Annotated in this window: 20 protein-coding genes, 2 pseudogenes and 1 riboswitch; of the genes and pseudogenes, 10 read left to right on the top strand and 12 right to left on the bottom strand. The window is 68.6% G+C overall.

Going from position 1 to position 23,442, the window contains the following annotated elements; genetic code table 11:
- Positions 1-94 precede the first annotated feature (94 nt).
- The gene (locus ABIC28_RS12710) at positions 95-3,895 is read left to right on the top strand and encodes a multifunctional oxoglutarate decarboxylase/oxoglutarate dehydrogenase thiamine pyrophosphate-binding subunit/dihydrolipoyllysine-residue succinyltransferase subunit (RefSeq protein ID WP_354579127.1); all 3,801 of its coding nucleotides are present in this window, start codon (positions 95-97) and stop codon (positions 3,893-3,895) included.
- A gap of 22 nt (positions 3,896-3,917) precedes the next feature.
- Positions 3,918-4,619, top strand: a complete 702-nt coding sequence (locus ABIC28_RS12705) for an AAA family ATPase (RefSeq protein WP_354579215.1) — start codon at positions 3,918-3,920, stop codon at positions 4,617-4,619.
- On the opposite strand, the gene ABIC28_RS12700 is transcribed toward ABIC28_RS12705, so the two are convergent.
- The 5 genes and pseudogenes from ABIC28_RS12700 to ABIC28_RS12680 form a co-directional block, all read right to left on the bottom strand.
- Positions 4,578-5,597, bottom strand: a complete 1,020-nt coding sequence (locus ABIC28_RS12700) for an MFS transporter (protein WP_354579125.1) — start codon at positions 5,595-5,597, stop codon at positions 4,578-4,580. The two genes, ABIC28_RS12705 and ABIC28_RS12700, sit on opposite strands and share 42 nt — an antisense overlap.
- An 87-nt stretch (positions 5,598-5,684) precedes the next feature.
- Positions 5,685-6,045, bottom strand: a pseudogene (locus ABIC28_RS12695) (multicopper oxidase domain-containing protein); the annotation flags it as partial.
- Positions 6,046-6,207: 162 nt separating this feature from the next.
- A pseudogene (locus ABIC28_RS12690) lies at positions 6,208-6,285 on the bottom strand (twin-arginine translocation signal domain-containing protein); the annotation flags it as partial.
- Positions 6,286-6,360: 75 nt separating this feature from the next.
- Positions 6,361-7,500 (bottom strand): LLM class flavin-dependent oxidoreductase, encoded by a 1,140-nt coding sequence (locus ABIC28_RS12685; protein ID WP_354579123.1) that lies wholly within the window; start codon positions 7,498-7,500, stop codon positions 6,361-6,363.
- Between the two features lie 136 nt (positions 7,501-7,636).
- Entirely contained in the window at positions 7,637-8,248 is a 612-nt protein-coding gene (locus ABIC28_RS12680; protein WP_354579121.1) for a TetR/AcrR family transcriptional regulator, read from the bottom strand.
- A 71-nt stretch (positions 8,249-8,319) separates the two neighbouring features.
- Between ABIC28_RS12680 and ABIC28_RS12675 the strand changes: the two genes are divergently transcribed.
- The 3 genes from ABIC28_RS12675 to ABIC28_RS12665 are packed head-to-tail and all read left to right on the top strand — an operon-like array spanning position 8,320 to position 11,664.
- On the top strand, positions 8,320-9,930 hold the full coding sequence (locus ABIC28_RS12675; protein WP_354579119.1) for a flavin-containing monooxygenase: 1,611 nt from the start codon (positions 8,320-8,322) through the stop codon (positions 9,928-9,930).
- On the top strand, positions 9,927-10,757 hold the full coding sequence (locus tag ABIC28_RS12670; protein ID WP_354579117.1) for an SDR family NAD(P)-dependent oxidoreductase: 831 nt from the start codon (positions 9,927-9,929) through the stop codon (positions 10,755-10,757). Before ABIC28_RS12675 ends, ABIC28_RS12670 begins: the two co-directional genes overlap by 4 nt.
- A gap of 7 nt (positions 10,758-10,764) precedes the next feature.
- A complete protein-coding gene (locus ABIC28_RS12665) occupies positions 10,765-11,664 on the top strand; it encodes an alpha/beta hydrolase (RefSeq protein ID WP_374102892.1) in 900 nt (299 codons plus the stop codon).
- An 87-nt stretch (positions 11,665-11,751) separates the two neighbouring features.
- On the opposite strand, the gene ABIC28_RS12660 is transcribed toward ABIC28_RS12665, so the two are convergent.
- Entirely contained in the window at positions 11,752-13,689 is a 1,938-nt protein-coding gene (locus ABIC28_RS12660; protein WP_209927196.1) for a vWA domain-containing protein, read from the bottom strand.
- Between the two features lie 154 nt (positions 13,690-13,843).
- Positions 13,844-14,422 carry a glycine betaine ABC transporter substrate-binding protein gene (locus ABIC28_RS12655; protein ID WP_108168840.1) on the bottom strand — a complete coding sequence of 193 codons (579 nt, stop codon included), beginning with the start codon at positions 14,420-14,422 and terminating at the stop codon, positions 13,844-13,846.
- Positions 14,423-14,512: 90 nt separating this feature from the next.
- Positions 14,513-14,603: riboswitch (SAM riboswitch) on the top strand.
- 111 nt (positions 14,604-14,714) lie between these two features.
- Here ABIC28_RS12655 and ABIC28_RS12650 point away from each other — a divergent pair.
- The 4 genes from ABIC28_RS12650 to ABIC28_RS12635 are packed head-to-tail and all read left to right on the top strand — an operon-like array spanning position 14,715 to position 18,196.
- Positions 14,715-15,668 carry an ABC transporter substrate-binding protein gene (locus ABIC28_RS12650; RefSeq protein WP_097212496.1) on the top strand — a complete coding sequence of 318 codons (954 nt, stop codon included), beginning with the start codon at positions 14,715-14,717 and terminating at the stop codon, positions 15,666-15,668.
- Positions 15,669-15,678: 10 nt separating this feature from the next.
- Positions 15,679-16,824 carry an ABC transporter ATP-binding protein gene (locus ABIC28_RS12645; protein ID WP_097212497.1) on the top strand — a complete coding sequence of 382 codons (1,146 nt, stop codon included), beginning with the start codon at positions 15,679-15,681 and terminating at the stop codon, positions 16,822-16,824.
- Complete coding sequence (locus tag ABIC28_RS12640) at positions 16,824-17,516, top strand: ABC transporter permease (RefSeq protein WP_097212498.1); 693 nt, start codon at positions 16,824-16,826, stop codon at positions 17,514-17,516. Before ABIC28_RS12645 ends, ABIC28_RS12640 begins: the two co-directional genes overlap by 1 nt.
- On the top strand, positions 17,513-18,196 hold the full coding sequence (locus ABIC28_RS12635; RefSeq protein ID WP_097212499.1) for an ABC transporter permease: 684 nt from the start codon (positions 17,513-17,515) through the stop codon (positions 18,194-18,196). The genes ABIC28_RS12640 and ABIC28_RS12635 overlap by 4 nt, the downstream gene beginning before the upstream one ends.
- 97 nt (positions 18,197-18,293) lie before the next feature.
- On the opposite strand, the gene ABIC28_RS12630 is transcribed toward ABIC28_RS12635, so the two are convergent.
- The 4 genes from ABIC28_RS12630 to ABIC28_RS12615 form a co-directional block, all read right to left on the bottom strand.
- The gene (locus ABIC28_RS12630) at positions 18,294-19,490 is read right to left on the bottom strand and encodes an NAD(P)-dependent malic enzyme (protein ID WP_097212500.1); all 1,197 of its coding nucleotides are present in this window, start codon (positions 19,488-19,490) and stop codon (positions 18,294-18,296) included.
- Positions 19,491-19,825: 335 nt separating this feature from the next.
- Positions 19,826-20,140: a hypothetical protein gene (locus tag ABIC28_RS12625; protein ID WP_257017537.1), complete on the bottom strand. Its 315-nt coding sequence runs from the start codon at positions 20,138-20,140 to the stop codon at positions 19,826-19,828.
- A 4-nt stretch (positions 20,141-20,144) separates the two neighbouring features.
- Positions 20,145-20,759, bottom strand: a complete 615-nt coding sequence (locus ABIC28_RS12620) for a MarC family protein (RefSeq protein WP_077042423.1) — start codon at positions 20,757-20,759, stop codon at positions 20,145-20,147.
- A 13-nt stretch (positions 20,760-20,772) separates the two neighbouring features.
- A complete protein-coding gene (locus tag ABIC28_RS12615; RefSeq protein ID WP_097212501.1) occupies positions 20,773-21,627 on the bottom strand; it encodes a PHP domain-containing protein in 855 nt (284 codons plus the stop codon).
- Positions 21,628-21,747: 120 nt separating this feature from the next.
- Between ABIC28_RS12615 and corA the strand changes: the two genes are divergently transcribed.
- On the top strand, positions 21,748-22,821 hold the full coding sequence (corA, locus tag ABIC28_RS12610; protein ID WP_097212502.1) for a magnesium/cobalt transporter CorA: 1,074 nt from the start codon (positions 21,748-21,750) through the stop codon (positions 22,819-22,821).
- Here the strand turns inward: corA and ABIC28_RS12605 are convergent, their stop codons facing one another.
- Positions 22,822-23,409 (bottom strand): suppressor of fused domain protein, encoded by a 588-nt coding sequence (locus tag ABIC28_RS12605; RefSeq protein WP_097212503.1) that lies wholly within the window; start codon positions 23,407-23,409, stop codon positions 22,822-22,824.
- Between the last annotated feature and the right edge of the window lie 33 nt (positions 23,410-23,442).

Raw genomic sequence — 23,442 nt, 5'->3', positions numbered from 1 at the left:
GGGCGCCCGGTGCGCGCTCGTCACAGATGGGGTCTAGCCTCAGGTCTATCCGCGCTGATCTGGGACCAAGAGAGAAACGAGGCGAACACCTGCCGTGAGCAGCAGTTCTACGTCACAATTCGGACAGAACCAGTGGCTGGTCGACGAGATGTACCAGAGGTTCCAAAAGGACCCGGCATCAGTCGACGCGAGTTGGCACGAATTCCTCACCGATTACACGCCAGATGCTTCCGGAGCCGGCAACGGCGTGAGCAGCCCCGCTGTTCCCGCGGCGCCCGCCCCGACGAACGGCACCGCCGCACCCGCAGCGACGAACGGCACGCCGCCCGCCCCGGCCGCCGCCGCACCGCCTGCCGCCGCACCCCCTGCCCCCGCCCCGGCAGCCCCGGCGCCTGCCCCCGCAGCAGCCACACCGGCAGCAGCGCCCGCGCCCGCAGCCCCGGCCCCCGCTGCCAAGCCCGCGGCCGCGGCCCCGGCTCCCGCAGCCAAGCCCGCGCCCGCAGCCCCGGCTGCCAGCACCGACGAGTCCAAGGTCCTGCGTGGCGCCGCGGCCTCGCTCGCGCGCAACATGTCCGCCTCGCTCGCGATCCCGACCGCCACCAGCGTGCGCGCCATCCCGGCGAAGCTGATGTTCGACAACCGCGTCGTCATCAACAATCACCTCGCCCGGACCCGCGGCGGCAAGATCTCGTTCACCCACCTGCTGGGCTACGCCATCGTCCAGGCCGTCAAGGCCTTCCCGAACATGAACCGGCATTTCGCCGAGGTGGACGGCAAGCCGAACGCGATCACCCCCGCGCACACCAACCTCGGTCTGGCCATCGACCTGCCCGGCAAGGACGGCAGCCGCTCGCTGGTCGTCGCCGCCATCAAGGGCACCGAGGCGATGAACTTCGCCCAGTTCCACGGCGCGTACGAGGACATCGTCCGCCGCGCCAGGGACGGCAAGCTCACCGCGGAGGACTTCGCGGGCGTCACCATCTCGCTCACCAACCCCGGCACCATCGGCACCGTGCACTCCGTGCCGCGCCTGATGCAGGGCCAGGGCGCCATCATCGGCGCGGGCGCGATGGAGTACCCGGCCGAGTTCCAGGGCGCCAGCAACGAGAAGATCGCCGAGATGGGCGTCGGCAAGCTCATGACGCTGACCTCGACCTACGATCACCGCATCATTCAGGGCGCGGAGTCCGGGGACTTCCTTCGGACCATCCACAACCTGCTGATCAGCGATGACTTCTACGACGAGCTGTTCCACGCGCTGCACATCCCGTACGAGCCCGTGCGGTGGCGCCAGGACATCTCCGCGACGGACATCGACAAGAGCACCCGTGTTCTCGAGCTGATCGCGGCGTACCGCAACCGCGGACACCTGATGGCGGACACCGATCCGTTGCAGTTCGTGAAGGACAAGTTCCGCAGCCACCCCGACCTCGACGTCACCACCCACGACCTGACGCTGTGGGACCTCGACCGCGAGTTCAACGTCGGCGGCTTCCACGGCAAGCAGCGAATGAAGCTGCGCGACGTGCTGTCGATCCTGCGCGACGCGTACTGCCGGCACATCGGCGTCGAGTACACGCACATCCTCGACCCCAAGCAGCAGCAGTGGCTGCAGGAGCGCGTCGAGGCCAAGCACGTCAAGCCGACCGTCGCTCAGCAGAAGTACATCCTGAGCAAGCTCAACGCCGCCGAGGCCTTCGAGACCTTCCTGCAGACCAAGTACGTCGGCCAGAAGCGGTTCTCGCTCGAGGGCGCCGAGTCGGTCATCCCGATGATGGACGCCGTCATCGACCAGAGCGCCGAGCACGAGCTCGACGAGGTCGTCATCGGCATGCCGCACCGCGGTCGCCTCAACGTGCTCGCCAACATCGTCGGCAAGCCGTACTCGAAGATCTTCACCGAGTTCGAGGGCAACATGAACCCGGCGGCCGCACACGGCTCCGGCGACGTGAAGTACCACCTCGGCGCCGAGGGCACCTACATCCAGATGTTCGGCGACAACGACATCAAGGTCTCGCTCACCGCGAACCCGTCGCACCTCGAGGCCGTCGACCCGGTCCTCGAGGGCCTCGTCCGCGCCAAGCAGGACATCCTCGACAAGGGCGAGGAAGGCTTCACCGTGCTGCCGCTGATGCTGCACGGCGACGCCGCCTTCGCCGGCCAGGGCGTGGTCGCGGAGACGCTGAACCTGTCGCTGCTGCGCGGCTACCGCACCGGTGGCACCGTGCACATCGTCGTCAACAACCAGGTCGGCTTCACCACCGCCCCGGAGCACTCGCGCTCCTCGGAGTACTGCACCGACGTCGCGAAGATGATCGCCGCGCCGGTCTTCCACGTGAACGGCGACGACCCCGAGGCCTGTGTCTGGGTCGCGCAGCTCGCCGTGGACTACCGCGAGGAGTTCGGCAAGGACGTCGTCATCGACATGATCTGCTACCGCCGCCGCGGCCACAACGAGGGCGACGACCCGTCGATGACGCAGCCGGCGATGTACGACCTGATCGACACCAAGCGCAGCGTCCGCAAGAGCTACACCGAGGCCTTGATCGGCCGTGGCGACATCTCGCTCAAGGAAGCGGAAGATGCGCTGCGTGACTACCAGGGTCAGCTGGAGCGGGTGTTCAACGAGGTCCGCGAGCTGGAGAAGTTCAAGCCCGAGCCGTCGGAGTCGGTCGAGCTCGACCAGACCCCGCCCGCCCGCCTGACCACCGCCGTCGAGCCGGCCGTCCTCGAGCGGATCGGCGACGCGTTCGTCAACGTGCCCGAGGGCTTCACGGTGCACCCGCGCGTCAAGCCGGTCATCGAGAAGCGCCAGGAGATGTCGCGCGACGGCAAGATCGACTGGGCGTACGCGGAGCTGCTGGCGTTCGGTTCGCTGGTCGAGCAGGGCGCGCTGGTGCGCCTGACCGGTCAGGACTCGCGCCGCGGCACGTTCACCCAGCGCCATTCGGTGCTGATCGACCGCAAGACCGGCGGCGAGTACAACCCGATCTCCGCGATCGCGGCGAACGCGGGCAACGGCGGCAAGTTCATGGTCTACGACTCGGCACTGACCGAGTACGCGGGTGTGGGCTTCGAGTACGGCTACTCGGTGGGCAACCCCGACGCGCTGGTGCTGTGGGAGGCGCAGTTCGGCGACTTCGTCAACGGCGCCCAGACGATCATCGACGAGTTCATCTCCTCCGGTGAGGCCAAGTGGGGCCAGCTCTCCGACGTCGTGCTGCTGCTGCCGCACGGCCACGAGGGCCAGGGCCCGGACCACACGTCCGGCCGCATCGAGCGCTTCCTCCAGCTGTGCGCGGAGGGCTCGATGACCGTGGCGGTGCCGTCCACCCCGGCGTCGTACTTCCATCTGCTGCGTCGTCACCACCTCGACGGCATCCGGCGTCCGCTGGTGGTCTTCACCCCGAAGTCGATGCTGCGCAACAAGGCCGCGGTCAGCGATCTCGCGGACTTCACCACCGGCAAGTTCCGCTCGGTGTTCGAGGAGCCGGAGTACGAGACCGGCGGCGGCGAGCGCGACAAGGTCAAGCGCGTGCTGCTGGTCAGCGGAAAGCTGTACTGGGAGCTGCTGGCCCGCAAGCAGAAGGACAACCGCGAGGACATCGCGATCGTGCGGATCGAGCAGCTGTACCCGCTGCCGAGCCGGCGCCTGCGCGAGACCCTCGACCGGTACCCGAACGCGACCGAGTTCCGTTGGGTCCAGGAGGAACCGGCGAACCAGGGTGCCTGGCCGCTGTTCGGTCTGGCGCTGCCGGAGCTGATCCCCGACAAGCTGACCGGCATCAAGCGGATCTCTCGCCGCGCCATGTCGGCCCCGTCCTCGGGCTCGAGCAAGGTGCACGCCGTCGAGCAGCAGGAGATCATCGACGAGGCGTTCAAGCCGATCGCGTAGTTTGACCGCACCAGACCTGCCACTGAGCCGGGTCGAATTCACTCGAAGGAGTGGATTCGACCCGGCTTCGTGGTATCTCGACCTGCCCTCGATCGGCGAACTGTGCAGGGACGGAATCGATTTCACCAGCCCGGTGACGGTCGTCGTGGGCGAGAACGGCGTGGGCAAGTCGACCCTGGTCGAGGCCATCGCCGGCGCCTGGCAGAACGGATTCCGCGGCGCCCAGGACCGGCTGTGGTCGGCGGGCGGCAGCGCCGAGGACACGGACCTGCCCCGTCACCTCACCTGCATCGGCGCGCAGCCCAGGCCGTACGGCGGCTGTTTCCTGCGGGCCGAGTCCATGCACTCGCTCTTCGACCGGGCCGACACCGATCGCGTCCGGGACACCGACCAGGGGCTCAACGAGCTCTCCCACGGCCAGTCGTTCCTGCGCTATGTGGCGGACCGGCCGATCGGTGTCGGCCTGTGGATCCTGGACGAGCCGGAGGCCGCGCTCTCGTTCCAGTCCTGCCTGGCGCTGCTCGGGGTGATCAAGGACCTGGCGGCCGAGGGCTCCCAGGTGATCATGGCGACCCACTCCCCCGTGCTGGCCGCCTGTCCCGGCGCCGAGATCTGGGAGCTGACCGAGGACGGCATCGAGTACCCGCGGTGGGACGAGCTCGACCTGGTCCGGAACTGGCGCTCATTCCTGGACGGCCCCGACCGGTTCCTGCGGCACCTGTAGCGGCTGCGCCACCCGTGCGCGAGTCGTACCGCTACCGGGGTGAAACGCACGCACGGCAGCGACCCCGAGCACCGTGGCCGCGATCAGGGCGCCGCCCGCCGCGAGGGTGAGCGCGTCGGGGTCCGTGAGCGGCTGCCCCCGCAGCGCCTGCCACGACAGCAGCGCCAGCAGGCCCGTGTAGCCACCGGCGAGCACCCCCATCACCGCGGCCCGCGAGCCCTCCTCCCGGAGCCACGCGACGCGCGGGGCGAGCGCAGCCAGAACGACCGCGGCCAGCAGCAGGACCTGCAGCGCGTGCAGCCCGACGAAGTGCGGGATACGCAGGTCCCCACCGGTGGTGCTCCAGTTGGTGATCGGCATGCCGGGTCGGTCGTCGGTCGCTCCGACGGTGTGCCTGGCGCCGAGCTCGACCATGCGACCGTTCGCGTCGCGCGCCGTTTGATCGCCCTGGAAGCCCACCATGTATGCGATCGCCATTCCGGCCAGCGCGAGCCACAGCCCGGCCTTGACGGCCCTGGTGGTCGGGTGGTCGGCCAGCCGCTGCCGCAGCAGGATCACGGCGATCACGAGGTTGGCGGCGAACAGCCCCAACACGCCGAACCCGAAGATCGTCTGCCCCACCGAGTTGACGATGTCGTCGGAATTGTTGAAATGGCTGAAGGTTCCGCGGGCCGCCTGGACCGCGATGAAAGCGACATCGGTGAGGCCGGCCACCGCGAAGACGAGAGCCAGCAGACGCGTCCAGCGACTCCCCCGGTGAGGCAGGTTCAGCAGCCACGCCAGGGTGGCGCCGTAGAGCGCGAAGGCGATCGCGAACTTGAACGGTTTCACCCAGACCGACACCCCCAGCAGCGTGCGGTCGTCGACCACCATGCCGACGGCGCAGGCGAACGCGAGCAACATCATCGCGGTGACCATCACCATGAGGGGCCGCTGCCGGGCGAACAGGGAGCGAACCTGCGATCCGAGGGTGTCCATGCACCGACGGTATGGACGCGGACCCGATCGGCACCTCCCGCTGCGGAGTGAGATCGGATCCCATACCCGGGTATGAGAAGGGCGCGACTAGATCTCGTAGGAGATGTTGCCCATCATGCCCGAATCCTGGTGAAAGCTGTTGTGACAGTGGAAGGCCCACACCCCCGGATTGTCGGCGTCGAAGTGGGTCGTCATCGTGGTCCTCGGCAGCACGAGGACGGTGTCCTTGCGGGCACCCGACTCGGCGAGCTGAAAGGTGTGGCCGTGCAGGTGCATGGGGTGCCACATATCGTCCGCCGAGCGCCACCCGGAATGCCGTGTCGGCGCCCGCGTTGACGATGCGCAGTCGGGCACGGTCGCCGGGCTTCGCGGTGAACTGCGGCGGATCGGCCGGGATCCTGCCGTTCACCAGGTAATAGGGGTAGTTCACCTCACCGGTGTCGCCGCCGAACCCCCGGGTGTTCGCCGCGACTCCGCCGAGGTCCACGGTCACCGGCCTGGCCGACAGGGCCATCGGGACCACCGTCGCCGAACGAGCCAGCGCCCGATCGCGCGCCGCGATCTCGGGGTCGGCGGGGGTGATGAAGCGCGGCTGCGGCGGCGAACTCGCGCACGCCACGGCGAGGCCGCCCGACACCGTCGCCACGGCAGCGTACTTCAGGAAGACCCTGCGAGACACGGCATCCATCGCGGCACCCTCCGCTGTGAACTGCGACAAGTCAATCCGTGACCGGGCAGCGCACAATGCCCGCGGAGCACCCCGTCACAGACGCTTCAGACCACGCAGGACTCTCATGAACGACACGGAGCTGAGCAGGGTGTTGGAGAGGCGAAGGTGCACGAAGGATGCGGCGTTGGCGAGGACGGGATACCGCATCCCGTGGTCACGCCACTCGGCCAGACGATCCAGAATCTCGGCAGGCGTGCCCACCAAGAAGACCTCTCGCAGCAGCGATTGGGGCGTCCGCTCGGCGTAACTCATCACGGTCGCCTCATCGAGGGCCTGGGGCAGCAGATCCTGCATTCCCGAGAAGTCAGCGCCGAGGGGGTGCTCGGCACCGTGCCGTGACCACACCTCGGCCGACGCGCACAACGCGAATGCCTTCATCCCCACGGTCCCCAGCATCTCGTCGACCTCGTCCCGATTTCGACCTGCGCAGACCGGAAACCACGCCGCTGGGGTGATCGCATCGGGATCCCGGCCCGCATCCGATGCGGCGCTGCACACCGCGGCCAGCCTTGCACCGTAATCCTTCGGTCGTTGAGCGAAGGCCGGGAACCAGGCGTCGGCGTGCCGCCCCGCACATCGCAGCATTCTCGGCCCGTGAGCGCCCATCCATATCTCCGGCCTGGTTCCCCGATGCGGCGGGATGTCGAAGGTCGCATCGCGGAGCGGGAAGAAGTCGGACTCCCTACTGACGGCGCTCCCGCCCGAGTTCCACAGTGTTCGGATCGTCGCCATCGCCTCTTCGAACCTCGCGACCGGCTTGGACCAGTCGACTCCGTAGGGTTCGTTGCCCTCCCGCTCGCCCGGGCCGATCCCGAGGATGGCCCGACCGCGGGTCAGCAGGTGCAGGGTGGCCGCCGCCTGGGCGGTGACGGCAGGATTGCGCCGCCCGCTGTCCGTGACGCCAACCCCGAGACGCAGCCTGGGGATCCGGTTGCGCGCCGCGAGGTAACCCAGCGCCGTCCACGGCTCGTAGATCGCGTCCACCTTAGGTGCCAGCCGGGCCGCGGCGGTGTATTTCGGCTCCCACATCGAGGCAGGCAGAAGACCGTTCAGGTGATCTGGCAGCCACAGCGAGTCGGCGCCGGTTGCCGCAGCAATGAATTTGCTGATTCGAAAGAAGAGGTCGGGGGCCAACCGCGGGATCGTGGCCGACTCCATCACACCGGTACGCATGTCACGCTCCTTCGCGCACGCACGCCGCGCCGCGTGCCGACGCCGAGCGGTCGTGCCGTCCCTCGATCGTCCACCGGCAAAGCCCAGCCGACGCGCGTAGTCGGCTACCCGACTTCCTCGGCAGATCCCTCTGGCGTTACGCGCCGAGCAGCGCCGCCGCCTCCTCCGAGCTCAGCGCGACCGCGGGCAGCGCGGTGACGATCAGGTCGATCAGTTCCTCGCGGGCGATCTCTGGGTCCTTGAGCCAGCTGATCGTGGCCTCCTCGACGAACGCGATCCAGCCCCGGACCGCGAGGGTGATCCGGGGTCCCGGTTCGATGCCCAGCTTCGGCAGCTGCAGCGTTATCCGCTCCGCCATGATCGCCCGGGTCCGCTCGAATTCGTCGCGCATCTCGGGGTCCCCGCTCGCGGTGCCGCGGAGCAGCGAGACGTAGGTGTTCCGGTTCTCCGAGACGTAGTCGACGTAGGAGGTGATCGCGGACCTCAGGATCTCGAGCGGCTCCAGGCTGAGGTCTGGTTCGGTGTGGGCGAGCATCTCGACGTTGGTGTGGCGCACGATGGCGAGATGAAAGTCGCGCTTGGACGCGAAGTAGTGGAAGAGCAGTCCCCTGGAGACGCCGGCCTGGTCCGCGATGTCCTCGACCGACACCTGCTCGAGTGGTCGCTCCGCCAGCATGCGCGCGCCCAGGTCGATGAGCTGAGCGCGCCTCTCCTCGGGGCTGAGCCGGGTGCGCTTGGTGACCGCCATGACCATCAGCTTACTGAATTTTTGTCAATAAGCTATTGACTGTGACTCAACAAGCCCCTACTGTGTGGTACATGAGTCTTTCAGTTACAGATACCGCCGTGAAGCCGGGTGGAGCTCCGCGACACGTCGACACGCTGATCATCGGCAGTGGCTTCGCGGGCCTGGGCGCCGCGATCAAGCTGGTTCAAGAGGGCAAGCGGGACTTCGTGGTCCTCGAGCGCGGCAGCGAGGTGGGCGGTACCTGGCGCGACAACACCTACCCCGGCGCGGCCTGCGACGTCCCGTCGCATCTGTACTCGTACTCATTCGCGCTGAACCCGACCTGGACCCGGTCGTTCTCCAAGCAGCAGGAGATCCAGAACTACATCAGCTCCGTCGCGCGCAAGTACAACGTGCTCGACAAGCACGTCTTCGACTGCGACGTCCAGGAGGCGCGCTGGAACGACGTCAGCGCACGCTGGGAGGTGCAGACCTCGCAGGGCTCGTTCACCGCCAAGATCGTGATCACCGCCGTCGGCGCGCTGTGCGAGCCGTCGCTGCCGGACATCAAGGGCATCGACGGCTTCGAGGGCGAGATCTTCCACTCCGCCCGCTGGAACCACGACGCCGATCTGACGGGCAAGCGCATCGCCGTGATCGGCACCGGCGCCTCCGCCATCCAGATCGTCCCCCAGCTCGCCGCGAAGGCCGGCCGGCTCGACGTGTACCAGCGCACCGCGCCGTGGGTCCTGCCCCGCGCGGACCGCGAGTACACCACTCTCGAGAAGCTCGCGTTCAAGTACGTGCCCGGGTTCCAGAAGCTCTCCCGCACCGGTATCTACTGGATGCGCGAGACCCAGGTCGTCGGCCTGGCCAAGGCCCCGATCTTCATGAAGCCGCTGCAGTTCGCGGCCGAGCGCCACCTGCGCATGCAGATCAAGGACCGGGACCTGCGCGAGAAGGTCACCCCGAACTTCCAGATCGGCTGCAAGCGCATGCTGATCTCCAACAACTACTACCCCGCGCTGACCCAGCCGAACGTCGACCTGGTCACCGACGGCATCGCGGAGGTCACGGCCAACGGGATCGTCGACCGCAACGGCGCCACCCGCGAGGTCGACGCGATCGTGGTGGCCACCGGCTTCCACGTGACCGACTCCCCCACCTTCGCCGGGATCATCGGCAAGGACGGCCGTTCCGCCGCGGAGGTCTTCGAGGCCAGCGGACAGCAGGGCTACAAGGGATCGGCGATCGCCAACTTCCCCAACATGTTCTTCCTCGTCGGCCCGAACACCGGCCTTGGCCACACCTCGATGGTCTTCATGATCGAGTCGCAGCTCAACTACGTCATCGACGCAATCAACACCATCGAGCGCAACGGCATCGGGACCATCGAGGTCCGCCAGGACGTGCAGGACGCCTACAACAAGGACCTGCAGGACAAGCTCGCGCGCAGCGTCTGGAACAACGGCGGCTGTGCCAGCTGGTACCTCGACAAGCACGGCAACAACACCACGCTGTGGCCGGGCTTCACCTTCCAGTTCCGCAACACGACAAAGAAGTTCGACCTCGCCGCGTACCGCAGCGTGGCCACCAAGGATCTGCCCGCGATCACCGGCGACGAGATCGCCGCCGAAATCGAACGCGGGACGGCATCCACTGTCGGCATCGCCGACGACGATGAGAAGGTTGTTGCACAGTGAGCGATTTCGCAGGCAAGGTCGTCGTCATCACCGGAGCGGGATCCGGCATCGGTCGCGCGCTCGCGCTGAACCTGGCCAAGAAGGGTGCGCGGCTCGCCCTCTCCGACTTCGACAGCGTCGGACTGGCCGAGACCGTTCGCCAGGCCGAGGCGCTCGGCGCCGAGGTCAGGTCCGATCACCTGGACGTGACCCAGCGCGAGGCCGTGCTGCAGTACGCCGAGACGATCGCGGCTCACTTCGGCAAGGTCAACCAGATCTACAACAACGCGGGTATCGCGTACCACGGCGAGTTCGAGAAGTCCGAGTTCAAGGACATCGAGAAGATCATGGACGTGGACTTCTGGGGAGTCGTCAACGGCACCAAGGCATTCCTGCCGCACCTGCTCGCCTCCGGCGACGGTCACGTGGTGAACGTCTCCAGCCTGTTCGGCCTGCTCTCGATGCCCGGCCAGTCCGCATACAACTCCGCGAAGTTCGCGGTTCGCGGCTTCACCGAGTCCCTGCGGCAGGAGATGCTGATCGCCAAGCACCCGGTCAAGGTGACCTGTGTGCACCCCGGCGGCATCAAGACCGCCATCGCCCGCAACGCGACCGCCGGGCCAGGGGAAGATCTCGCCGCCTTCTCCGAGTTCTTCGACAAGAAGCTCGCGCGCACCACGCCCGAGCAGGCCGCGAAGGTCATCGTGAACGGCGTGCAGAAGGGCAAGGCGCGGGTGCTGATCGGCGCCGACGCCAAGTTCCTCGATGCCTGGGTCCGCCTGGTCGGCTCGAGCTACCAGCGTGTGGTGGCCGAGATCGCCGGCCGCGTGATGCCGAAGGGGAAGTAGCCCAGTGGTGTTCCTGCCCCGACCGCTGGTCGCCGCGAACCTCGGCGCGTTCTACCGGGTGGCCCTGCACGCGAAGATGCCGGTACCCGCGGCGCGCGCGCTGCTCGACGCCGGATCCCCGCTGCAGCGGCTCCCGCGCGACACCGTCGTGCGCGAGCTGACCCTGGCTGGCCGCAGGGCCGAGCGCATCACGGTCGGCGCCAGCGAGCGCCGCACCGCCGTGCTGTACCTGCACGGCGGCGGCTACACCCTCGGATCGCTCGCCACCCACCGGTCGCTCGCCGCGTACCTGGCACGGGAGTCCGAATCCGCGGTGTACCTGCTCGACTACCGTCTCGCCCCGGAGAATCCGTACCCGGCCGGGCTGGAGGACGCGGTCGACGCGTACCTCGAGCTGCTGGTCGAGCACGGGTACACCGCCGATCAGGTTGCCATCGCAGGGGATTCGGCGGGCGGCGGACTGTCGCTGGCCACCGCGCGGCGCCTGATCGACGCGCACGACGTGCACCCGGCGGCCCTCGGATTGATCGCGCCCTGGGTCGACCCCGGCGCCCGCGACGCCCCGAAGGATCGCGATCTCGTGGTCAACACGGCGTGGTCGTTCGTCGCGGCCGAGGCGTACCTCGACGGGGGCGACCCGACCGACCCGGGCTTCGCGCCGCTGCATGCCGACATGGAAGGCCTGCCGCCGACCATCGTGCACGTCGGCACCTCCGAGGTGCTGTACCCACAGGTGGTGGAACTGGTGGGCAAGCTGCGCGCCGCCGACGTCACGGTTCGGTTCACCGAGTACCCGAAGCTGTGGCACGTCGCGCATCTGCAGGCGTCGATCCTGCGGGAGGCCAACGACGCCGTGCGCGAGCTCGGCGGCTTCCTACGCGAGGCGCTCGAACGCACCAGGGTCTAGCTCACGCATCGAACGGGTGGTTACCGGGACGATTGCCGAGACGCGAACCCGGTAACCGCCCGTTCGTGCGTCACCGCCGCCAGCCGTCTACCTTCGGCGCCTGCGCACGGCGACCCAGCCGATGAGCGTGCCGCACAACACGACTCCGGCCACCGCCACGGCGATCACGGCGGTCGACGAACTCGAGTCCGAGGTGCCTGCCCCGCCCGCCGCCTCGACCACCACGGTGTCGGCAGCAGGACCGCCGGTGGGCGGGGCGTTCACAGCCTGCGTCGTCGCGTTCTCGCCGAAGATCCCGTTCGCAACCCCGGACGAATACGAGGGACCCTCCTCAACCTTCCCCCCGACAGTCAGGTCCAGCCGGATCGGCACCGGACGCTTCTCGCCCTCCGCCGCAGTCGAGCCCACCTTGACCGCGATGTAATACGACCCGGCCACGGCTTCCTTGCGGGTGTCCAGGACATCGGATGTGCGGTTGTTGTAGCGGATCGGCACCGTGGCGAATGCCCCGTTCGACGGCAGCATCCGGTCGGTGCCGGTGTACGACCCGGTATCCAGGTCGATCTCCTCGCGGACCGGGGAGTACACGGCGGTCTGGATGTTGGAGATGTTCTCCACGCCTCGGCCGCCGTTCTCCCCGTAGTGCACCCGATACGCGAGCCCCTGCCCCCAATCCAGCGGAACCCGGTAAAACACGAACTCGCCGGGCTGCAGGGTGTCGGTGTACCGACCACTGCCGTCGAGCTCGGTGGCCACATTGAAGGACCCGCCGCCGACGACCGGGGTACCCGGACCGGCCTGCTCGGTAGAGGCGATCGGCGGAGCCACGGCGATCGGCCCGGGATCGGTTGCGGCGGGCTCGATGCCGATGAGCAGTTCGATCGGCAGCCGTTCCGGCACACCGTGGGACACCGTGGCCCAGGTCGGCGCGAAGTAGTAACGCCCGCCGCCCCTGCACTTGTCGGCACCGCTGCCGTCGTCCGCGCGCTTCTCGGTCGCCCCGTCGAAGGTCTCGGCCACCGTCAGTGCCGCGCCATCGCTCGAACTCGTCACCTGTTCGAACACGAACTCGTTGCAGTCTCGGCCGTCCCTGCCGTAAACCCGCAGGTTGAGAACATTCATGTCCTCGGTGCTCGAGATGTCGGGCAGGCGGGGAAAGGAGATCGTGCCGCTGAAATAGGCGGTGGCCCCGTCGGGAACATCGACCGCGTAGTAGCGCGTCTCCTTCTGGCCCATGGTGTCGAGGTATTGACCGGGCTTCGCCACCGGGGCGGTCTCGTACGTGGGCGTTCCGGCGATCGGTGTCCCGGCCGCCGTGTAGTTGCGCAGCGCAGCGGCCGTTACCCGTGGCAGCGTCCGCTCCAGCGCGGGTCCGTCGGCGGCGTCGGTGTAGGTGCCGCCGGTGGCCTGCGCCATGCAGGTGAGCTGGGCGCGGGCCTTTCCGTCCACCGCGAAGCCGATCGCGTGCATCACCAGGTCGACGCCTCGCTGTTTCAACTCCCTGGCGACCTCACACGGATCCGGTGGGGAACAGGTGTCGTCGCCATCGGAGACGAGCACGATCGAGCGCGGTCCCGAGTCCGGGAGGGCGGCGGCCGCCTGGCGCATTGCGGTGCCCATCGGCGTCCACCCGCTGGCCTTGATTCCGTCGACCGCATTGGTCAACGCGGCACGGTCAAGGGTGTCGGGCTTGTGCAGCACCTGCACGTCACGACATCCTGCGGACTTGTCCGCCTCGGTGTTGCCTGTGCCGGTGCCGTACACCGTCAGTCCTACCTTCGATTCGGCAGGCGCGGCGCCGACAAAGGTGCGGACGGCGTTCTTCGCGGCGTCCATCATCGTGCCCGCCGGATCGGGACGTTGCATGGATCCGGACGCGTCGAGAATGAGCATGGTCGGCGCATACTGCGGAGCCGACTCGGAGCTCGCCTGCGCTTGGACAGGTGGTGCGGCAATCGAAAGGCCGATCAAGGCCAGCGCCAGCCCTGCGATCAGCTTGGTCGGTAACTCGGCAATCCTCGGCATTGGCCCCCGCCTGCTTTGTGTGCTCTGCTGCATCGGGGTTCGACATTACAGACGCGATTCGGGCGGCCTCATTGCCCACCGATCACCGACAGAGCCGATCCGCCTGGTTGCCGGATCCGCTTCCGCGGCAGCTCACTACGTGCAGGGGATCCTCTCAGCGAGCCGCCCGCCATTCGTCCGCGGCCTGCTCGGGGGTGAGCTCGCCTACGCGAACCCGCTCCGCCATCGACGCCAGGTCGTCCGAGGTCAGCTCGCCCGCAACGACGTTGAGCGCCTTGACCTGATCCTCGGTGAGCACGCCGTTGCGCATGAGGGGCACCACGTTCTCCGCGGGTGCCGAATCATCGGCCTCCAGCTCCGCCTCGCTGTAGTCGGAGACCGAGAGCCCCTCCGGCAGAGACCTGTTCAGCTCCTCGAAGACCTCATCGGGATCGGTGAGCGCCGAGTCCGGCTGGAAGTAGTGCAGGAGCTGCCCGGTGAAGTCCGGCACCAGCGTGATGTCCGCCGCCCCGAGTCCCTCCACGTACTCCGCCCTGGTCTCCGGTGAACCCACCTCGACAGGGGATCCGGTGCCACGCAGGATCCCCGCGTAGATCTCCGCGACGACCTGTGACTCCGCGCTCTCCCCGGATCCGACGGTGATCGCCGCCGGTGCCTGCGTCTGGTCGAGCCGGGAATTGTCCACCGTGCATCCGGCGAGCGCGCACACAACGGCCGCGGACATCGCTGTCATCGCGGCCTTCCTCCACCGAGCCGTCATGGCGCGCCACGCTCCCTCTCCTCACCCAGCGAATGTCCTCCCTATCGTTACACTCGGTGGCCAGCACCATCTCGAGCGGCCGAGAGATCCGGCTTGTCGACGCCGCAGCAACCAGTCCGAAGGGGACGGGTGCTACCGCCGGAACCGATGGAAGGACGCCATGAGGTTCTCAGCTCTCCGCTCCGCCCGCCTGCGCTCGATGGGCATTCCGCAGGCTCCACGCCTGCGCTCGATGGGCATTCCGCAGGCTCCACGCCTGCGCTCGATGGGCATTCCGCAGGGTCCACGCCTGCTCCCCTTCGCCGTCGTCGCGGCGGTCACCTCCCTTGCCCTCGCCGGCTGCGGCGGTGACTCCGACCCGCTCAGCAGCAGCGGAGGCACCAGCTCGGACCCGAACGCGATCATCGTGGGGTCGGCGAACTTCCCCGAGTCCGAGACCGTGGCGAACATCTACGCGGAGGCACTGCGTGCCAACGGCTTCGACGTGCAGACCAAGCTGAACATCGGCAGCCGGGAGACCTACATCCCCGCGGTCAAGGACGGGTCCATCGACGTGATCCCGGACTACACCGGCAATCTGCTGCAGTACCTCGACAAGGACACGACCGCGACCAGCGCCGCCGAGGTGGACGCGGCCCTGCCCGCGGCGCTCGGCCCCGACCTGGCGATCACCACGCCCGCGCCAGGTGAGGACAAGGACGCGGTGGTTGTCACCCGCGAGACCGCCGACAAGTGGCAGCTGACCTCGATCGCGGATCTGGCGCCGCACTCCGCCGAGGTGAAGTTCGGCGCACCCGCCGAGTTCCAGGAGCGCGCGGGAGGGCTGCCCGGACTCGAGGCCGACTACGGCCTCGTCATCAGCCCGCAGAACTTCGTGCCGATCGCGGACGGCGGCGGACCGGCCACGGTGGCCGCCCTCTCCTCCGGCCAGGTCACCGCGGCGAACATCTTCACCACCTCGCCTGCCATCGCCAAGAACAACTTCGTGGTCCTCCAGGACCCGAAGTACAACTTCCCGGCGCAGAACGTGGTGCCGGTGCTGCGCGCCGACAAGCAGTCCGAGAAGCTGGCAGCGGTCCTGAATGCGGTGTCGGCCAAGCTGACCACCGACGAGCTCATCGCACTGAACACCTCGGTCTCCGGCGACTCGAAGACCGAACCGGACGCCGCCGCCACCGAGTGGGTGTCGGCCAAGGGGCTCGACAAGCCGGTGTCGTAGGCGGCAGGCCTTGATCTCTTTCGAGTCGGTCACCAAGCGCTATCCGGACGGCACCACCGCTGTCGACGATCTCGACCTGGTCATCGAGCCCGAGTCCTTCACCGTGTTCGTCGGGCCGTCGGGCTGCGGTAAGACCACGTCCATGCGGATGATCAACAGGATGATCACGCCCACCTCCGGCAAGGTGATCGTGAACGGCCAGGACGTCACCCGCACGGACGCGGTCAAGCTCCGCCTCGGCATCGGCTACGTGATCCAGAGCGCGGGCCTGTTGCCGCACCGGACCGTGGTCGACAACGTGGCCACCGTGCCTGTGCTGCGCGGCGATTCGCGGCGCGCGGCCCGCAAGGCCGCGCTCGAGGTGCTCGAGCGGGTCGGGCTCGACCCCGCACTGGCCACCCGCTACCCGTCCCAGCTCTCCGGCGGCCAGCAGCAGCGCGTCGGCGTCGCAAGGGCGCTGGCGGCCGACCCGCCGATCCTGCTGATGGACGAGCCGTTCAGCGCGGTCGATCCGGTGGTCCGCGAGGACCTACAGGCCGAGATGCAGCGCCTGCAGGCCGAACTGCGCAAGACCATCGTGTTCGTCACCCACGACATCGACGAGGCGGTCCGGCTCGGCGACCGCGTCGCGGTGTTCGGCCCGCACGGCAGGCTCCAGCAATACGCCGATCCGCAGACCGTGCTCGCTTCCCCCGCAACGGATTTCGTCGCCGACTTCGTGGGACGCGATCGCGGGTACCGCGGGCTGTCGTTCCGACCCGCCGACGAGGTGCCGGTACACGAGATCCGCACCGCCGTCGAGTCCGAGCTCGCCGCGCTTCGCCTCGACCAGGGCGAGTGGGTGCTCGTGGTCACCGAGGACGGCGCGCCGCGCGGCTGGATCGACGTCACCGGCGTCGAGGGCATCCGGGCAGGCAACACACTGGCCGAGAGCACATCCGCGGGCGGTTCGTTGTTCACGCGGGGCGGGGACCTGCGGCAGGCGCTGGACGCTGCGATCTCGTCGCCGTCCGGAATCGGCGTCGTGGTGGACGAATCCGGCTCGGTGGTGGGCGGGGTCAACGGATCCGAGGTGATCCGCAAGCTCGCGGACCAGCGACAGGCCGAGGACCGGGCCAGGAACCGGCACTTCTTCAACGGCGAGACGGCCGGCTGATGCGCTGGTTGATCGACAACTTCTCGCAGGTTGTCGACCTCGCGAAGACGCACCTCTACCTGGCGCTGCTGCCGCTGCTGATCGGGCTGGTGATCGCGGTGCCCGCCGGCATCGCCATCCGAAATGTCCCGTGGCTGCGCAAGACCACCATGACGCTCGCCTCGCTCGCGTTCACGATCCCCTCGCTCGCGCTGTTCGTCACCATCCCGCCCCTGCTCGGGCTGAACATCCTCGACGAGATGAACGTGGTGATCGCGCTGTCGATCTACTCGACCGCGCTGCTGGTGCGCGCGGTGCCCGAGGCGCTCGACTCGGTGCCAGAGTCGGTGATCGACTCGGCCACCGCGATGGGCTTCACCCCGCTGCGCCGCGCGCTGACCGTCGAACTGCCGCTTGCCGTCCCGGTCCTGATCTCCAGCATCCGGGTCGTCGCCGTCACCAACATCTCGCTGGTGTCGGTCGGCTCGCTGATCGGCATCGGCGGACTAGGTGAACTGTTCACCAAGGGCTACCAGCGCGACTACCCGGACCAGATCCTGGCGGGGATCATCGCGATCGTCTTCCTGGCGTTGGTGATCGACGGCCTGCTCTACCTCGCGGGTCGCGTGCTGACGCCCTGGACCAGGACCGCCCGCAGCCGCAAGGCCGAGGAGCCGGCCGCGGTCCTGCGCGCGACGGAGGGCCCCGCATGAACCTCTTCGGCTCCGCCTTCGACTTCATCGCCGACCCGTCGAACTGGTCCGGCCCAACCGGCATCGGCGCCCGCATCGTCGAACACCTCTGGTACAGCCTGCTCGCGGTGGCCGTCTCCGCGGCCATCGCGATCCCACTGGGCCTGCTCATCGGGCACTTCCGCAAGGGCGACGCCATCCTGGTCGGTCTGGTCAACTCGCTCCGCTCGCTACCGACCCTCGGCATCCTGACGTTCCTGGTGCTGCTCCTCGGGCTCGGCCTGATCCCGCCGATCATCGCGCTGGTCCTGCTCGGCATCCCGCCGATCCTGGCAGGCACCTATGCGGGCGTCGCGAACGTCGACCCTGTCGTGGTCGACGCCGCGCGGGCGATGGGGATGACCAGGGCACAGGTGCTCGGCCGGGTGGAGGTCCCGAACGCGCTGCCGCTGATCGTCGGCGGGCTGCGCAATGCGACGCTGCAGGTCATCGCCACGGCCACGGTCGCCGCCTATGTCAATCTGGGCGGACTGGGGCGGTACATGTTCGACGGCTTGGCGCTCGGTGACTATGCCCGCGTCCTGGTGGGTGCGATCCTCGTCGCGGCGCTGGCCCTGATCCTCGACGGCATCCTCGCGGTCGCGGTGTGGGCCTCGGTACCCGGCACCGGGAGGCTGCGCCGCACGCCGACGCTGAGCTGAGCCCGCGTCCGGCAAGACCGGACACCCCGAACGCGAAGGGGCCCCATCGTGCGGTGTCAACCGCACGACGGGGCCCCTCGAGCTCTGGGCTGGAGGCTCAGGCCTGGGCGACGCCCTCGGCCTTGGCCGCGGCCGCGACGGCCTCGGCGACCGCGGGGGCGACCCGCGGATCGAGCGGGCTCGGCACGATCTTGTCGACGGCCAGCTCGTCGGCGACGACGGACAGGATCGCCTCCGCCGCGGCGAGCTTCATGCCCTCGGTGATGCGGCGGGCGCCTGCGTCGAGCGCGCCCTTGAACACGCCGGGGAAGGCGAGCACATTGTTGATCTGGTTCGGGAAGTCGCTGCGGCCGGTCGCGACGATCGCGGCGTGCTTGCGTGCGATGTCCGGGTGGATCTCCGGGTCCGGGTTGGACATCGCGAAGATGATCGCCTCGGGGGCCATCGTCGCGATGATCTCCTCCGGCACGGTGCCCGCGGACACGCCGAGGAACACGTCGGCGCCGTCGAGCGCCTCGACGATGCCGCCGGTGCGGCCTGCCGGGTTGGTGCGGGCGGCGAGGTCGGCCTTGATCTCGTTCAGGTCGCCGCGGTCGCTGGACACGATGCCCTTGGAGTCGAGGACGGTGACGTCGGCGATGCCGGCCGCGAGCAGGATGTTCGCGCAGGCGACGCCTGCCGCGCCCGCACCGGAGATCACCACGCGCAGCGCGGTGATGTCACGGTCCTGGACCTTGACCGCGCCCTTGAGCGCGGCGAGCGCGACGATGGCGGTGCCGTGCTGGTCGTCGTGCATGACGGGGCAGTCGAGGGCCTCGATGACCCGCTTCTCGATCTCGAAACAGCGCGGGGCCGAGATGTCCTCGAGGTTCACGGCGCCGAAGCTCGGGCGGAGCCGGATGAGGGTCTCGACGATCTCGTCGGGGTCCTTGGTGTCGAGCACCAGCGGGATCGAGTTCAGGCCCGCGAATTGCTTGAACAGCGCGGACTTGCCCTCCATCACCGGCAGCGAGGCGCGCGGTCCGATGTCGCCCAGTCCGAGCACCGCGGTGCCGTCGCTCACGACGACGACGAGACGGCTGGTCCACGTGTAGCGGTCCGCGAGCGTCTCGTCCGCCGCGATCGCGCGGCTGACCTGTGCCACACCGGGCGTGTATGCGATCGACAGGGCGCGCTGAGAATCGAGGGGGGCGGTCGTCTCGACAGAGAGCTTGCCGCCGACATGGCCCGCGAAGATCTCTTCGTCGGTCAGCTCAACCTTTTTCGGTGTGGTTGCTTCAGACACAAGAGACACGATTGCACTCCTACTCATGCCGCTCCCACTCGGGGGCGGGTTACTGGGAAGTAGCAGCGCCGAGGTGGAAATCGACGCAGCCGCAGGTTTTTGGTCGAGATGGGGGTGAGGCTAACCGAGGGTGCACGATCAATTCCCGATTGGTCTACGGGCCGCTGCACTCAACTCGGAAGCGCGAAGGCGCCAGGCGGGGTGAGCCCGGGCGCGAAATCTGCCGCTGGTGAATCCGACTCTCGCTCCGTTACCGGGGGGTAGCACCGGCGCGAAGTGCAACAAGTGTGCCACCGCGGCCTCACCGCACGCAAATCTCACCGGTGAGTAGCTTTTTTGGTGAGCTAACGCCACCACTGGGTCCACAGCAACAGGCCTGTGACCAAGAACACGCCCACCGAGCCGAAGACGGCCGTGACACCCCGCCGGTGATCGGCCACCCGCTGCGCCAGCAACACCAACACGACCGCGACGATGTGCGCGCCGACCGAGACCTTCCCCGGCCCCGGGAACCCGCGCTGGCCGCCGAGATACGACGTGCCGAGGACGACCACCGCCAGCACCACAACGCCCGCCGCCATGGCACCGCTCAGCGCCCGCAGTCCGCGGGCGACTCCCCCGCTGCTCTCTGCGTGGTCCTCGTACTCGTCGACCGACACGTCCCTACCCACCTGCGATGAATCCGCGGACCGAGTCCGCAATGAGCTGCACCGCGATCGCGGCCAGCAGGAGTCCGGCGATCCTGGCCAGCAGCGAGATTCCGCTCACGCCCAGCAGCCGGATCAGCACCGTGGAGAACCGCAGCACCACGAACAGGATGAGGTGAATCGTCAGAATCGCCAACCCCACGGCCAGCGGGGCACCCGAATGCCCCTCGGCCTGGTTCACGAAGACGATCACCGCGGCGATCGCGCCGGGCCCCGCCATCAGCGGCGTCCCGAGCGGCACCAGCGCGACGTTGACGTCCTCATTGCCCTTCGGCTGATTCGCGTCCCGGCCGGTCAACAGCTCCAACGCGATCAGCAACAGCAGCAGGCCGCCCGCGCCCTGCAGCGCGGGGATCCCGATGTGCAGGTAGTTGAGGATCGCCTGGCCGCCGATCGCGAACACCGTGATGACGGCAAGCGAGACCGCGGGCGCCTGCCATGCGGCCCGGTTGCGCGCCTCCTTGCTCTTGCGGCCGACCAGGGACAGGAAGACGGGGATGGCGCCCGGCGGGTCCATGATCACGAAGAGAGTGATCACGGCCGTCATGTACAGGGTCGTGTCGAAGGACATCAGCACTCCTCCCTCATGCCGAGATCACGTCGATGCCGGTGGCCCTGGCCACGATCCGTTCGAACTCGCTGGGCGCGGTGAGAAATTCGCCGAGCTTCACCGCCTTGTTGACGCCGTGATAATCCGAGGACCCGGTCACGATGAGTCCGTGTTCGCGGGCGATCCCGGCGAGGATCTCCCGATCCGCGGGCAGGTGGTCGTGATGGTCGATCTCCACCCCTGCGAGACCGTCCGCCACGAGTTCGCCGATCTGCTCCATCGCGAGCAGGCGGCCGCGGCTCGCGGCCCGCCCGTGCGCGATCACACTCACCCCGCCCGCGTCGGACACCATCCGCACCGCCTCGGGCAGCGGCGTATCCGCCTTGTGCACGTAGTAGCGGCCACCGGTCTTGAGCAGGTCACCGAACGCCTCGTCGACGGATCCGACCACCCCCGCCGCCACCAGCGCCCGCGCCAGGTGCGGGCGACCGGCCGCGGGCCCCGCCGCAGCCATCACCTCGTCCGGGTCCACCGGCAGGCCGTCGAGTGCCATCCGCTCGGCCATCGCCCGCAGCCGCGACGTCCGCTCGGATCGCAGCCGTCCACGTTCCGCGGCGAAGGCCGCGTTCGTCGGGTCGAAGAGGTAGGCGAGCAGGTGAACCGCGACCGGCCTGCCGTCCTCGCCGCGGCCCTCGCACGACATCTCCATGCCACGGACCAGGCTCAGCCCGGCCGGCAGCGCGGCGGCGGCCTCCGCCCAGCCGGCGGTGGTGTCGTGGTCCGTCAGGGCCACCACGTCGAGCCCGGCGTCCGCGGCGTGCCGCACCAGGTCAGCGGGGCTGTCCGTCCCGTCCGAGGCAGTTGTGTGAGTGTGGAGGTCGATGCGCACCGAGCCATTGTCTCAGGCTGTGGGAAGCGGTTCGACACCTCGCAGCTCAGCGTCCGCCCGATTCCACCGGGGCTAGGATTGACCCCAGATCATCGCCGGGCTCGAGAGGGAGTGGCTGCTGTGCCGTCCATGCCGTCGCTACGCCCGACCCGCAGGTCGCCCGGCATCACCCCGGCACGGATCCCCGTCCCGACCGCAAGGGCCATCGTGGACTGCGCCGTGTACATCGACGGCGAGCGACTGCCGGGGAAGTTCACCCACTCCGCCGCCCTCGCCGAGGTCCGCGCCCGCGGCAAGGGCTTCGCCTGGGTGGGCTTGCACGCCCCCGACGAATATCAGATGGGCAGTGTCGCAGAGGTTTTCGGCTTGCACGAGCTGACAGTCGAGGACGCCGTGCATGCCCACCAGCGGCCCAAGCTCGAGCTATACGACGATGTGCTCTTCCTGGTACTGAGGACCGTGAATTACGTTGAGCACGAGTCGATCACCACGGCCAACGAGGTGGTCGAGACCGGCGAGATCATGATCTTCCTCGGCGCCGACTTCGTGGTCACCGTGCGGCACGGCGAACACTCCGGCCTGGCCGGTGTCCGGGCGCTGATGGAGGCCAACCCCGGTCGGCTCGCGCTGGGTCCGTCGGCCGTGTTGCACGCGATCGCCGACCACGTGGTGGATCAGTACCTCGCAGTCACCGAATCCGTCGAGAAGGACGTCGATCTCATGGAGGAGGAGGTCTTCAGCCCCCGCACCCGGGTCCCGATCGAGCAGATCTACCTACTCAAGAGGGAGATCGTCGAGCTACGCAAGTCTGTGAACCCGCTCGCCAGTCCCCTGCAGCGGCTGAGCCAGGACACCACCACCGGGGTGCCGAAGGAGGTCAGGCGCTACCTACGCGACGTGCAGGACCACCACACCATCGTCGCCGAGCGGATCGCCGAGTTCGACGAGGTGCTCAGCACCCTCGTCGAGGCCGCCCTGGCCAAGGTGGCCGTGCAGCAGAACACCGACATGCGCAAGATCTCGGCCTGGGTCGCGATCGCCGCGGTGCCGACGATGATCGCGGGCATCTACGGGATGAACTTCGACCACATGCCGGAGCTGCGCTGGAGCTACGGCTATTACGGTGTTGTCGCGGTGATCGTGATCGCGTGCGCCGGCCTGTTCGTCACGTTCCGCCGCAACAACTGGCTCTGACTAGAGCGAGGCCGCCCCGCGCGCCGGGTCGCGCACGTCGATCCCTGCCTCCGCCCACGCCTCCCGCAGCGCCGCGGCTCCGCGCAGCCGCACCCAGGCGGCCTCGGTCCCGGTGATCGGCACCGCGGCGAGGAAGCGCACCGGATCGGCCGGCTCGGGCAGCTCGAGGTCCTCGACGTCGCTCTCCCCCAGCAGCACCGCGGTGAACGGGGCGCCCTTCCACAGCGGCTCGCCCACGTCGAGCAGGCCGTCGACCGTGAGGACCACGCCCTCCACCGCGGGCGCGGCGGCCAGGATCGCCAGCGTCTTGTGCACGCCCGAGGCGACGCCGACGCCGCCGCGCAGGGTCAGCATCAGCTCCGCGCGTGGCCCGCGCACCGGGTCCGCGATGGCGTCGCTCGGATCACCCATCGGATGCCGCGAACAGCCGAGCGAGACGTACCGGACCAGGTCGTCGGAGTCGGCGGGAAAGCGGAGTACCTCCAGCGGTTCCAGCCCGAGGAAGGTTACGGAGGCGGCGGAGGGCGCGGGCCCACCGATCCGCTCGGTGAGGTGCGCACGGACGGAGGCGATGACGCTGTCACTCACCCGTTCATCTAACACCCCACGCCCGTCAGGCAC

It is taken from the genome of Rhodococcus sp. PvR044 (assembly GCF_040548995.1).
GTDB classification, from domain to species: Bacteria; Actinomycetota; Actinomycetes; order Mycobacteriales; family Mycobacteriaceae; genus Rhodococcus_G; species Rhodococcus_G oryzae.
Note: the sequence above shows the minus strand (reverse complement) of the source record. Positions and strands in the feature narration are given on the sequence as shown.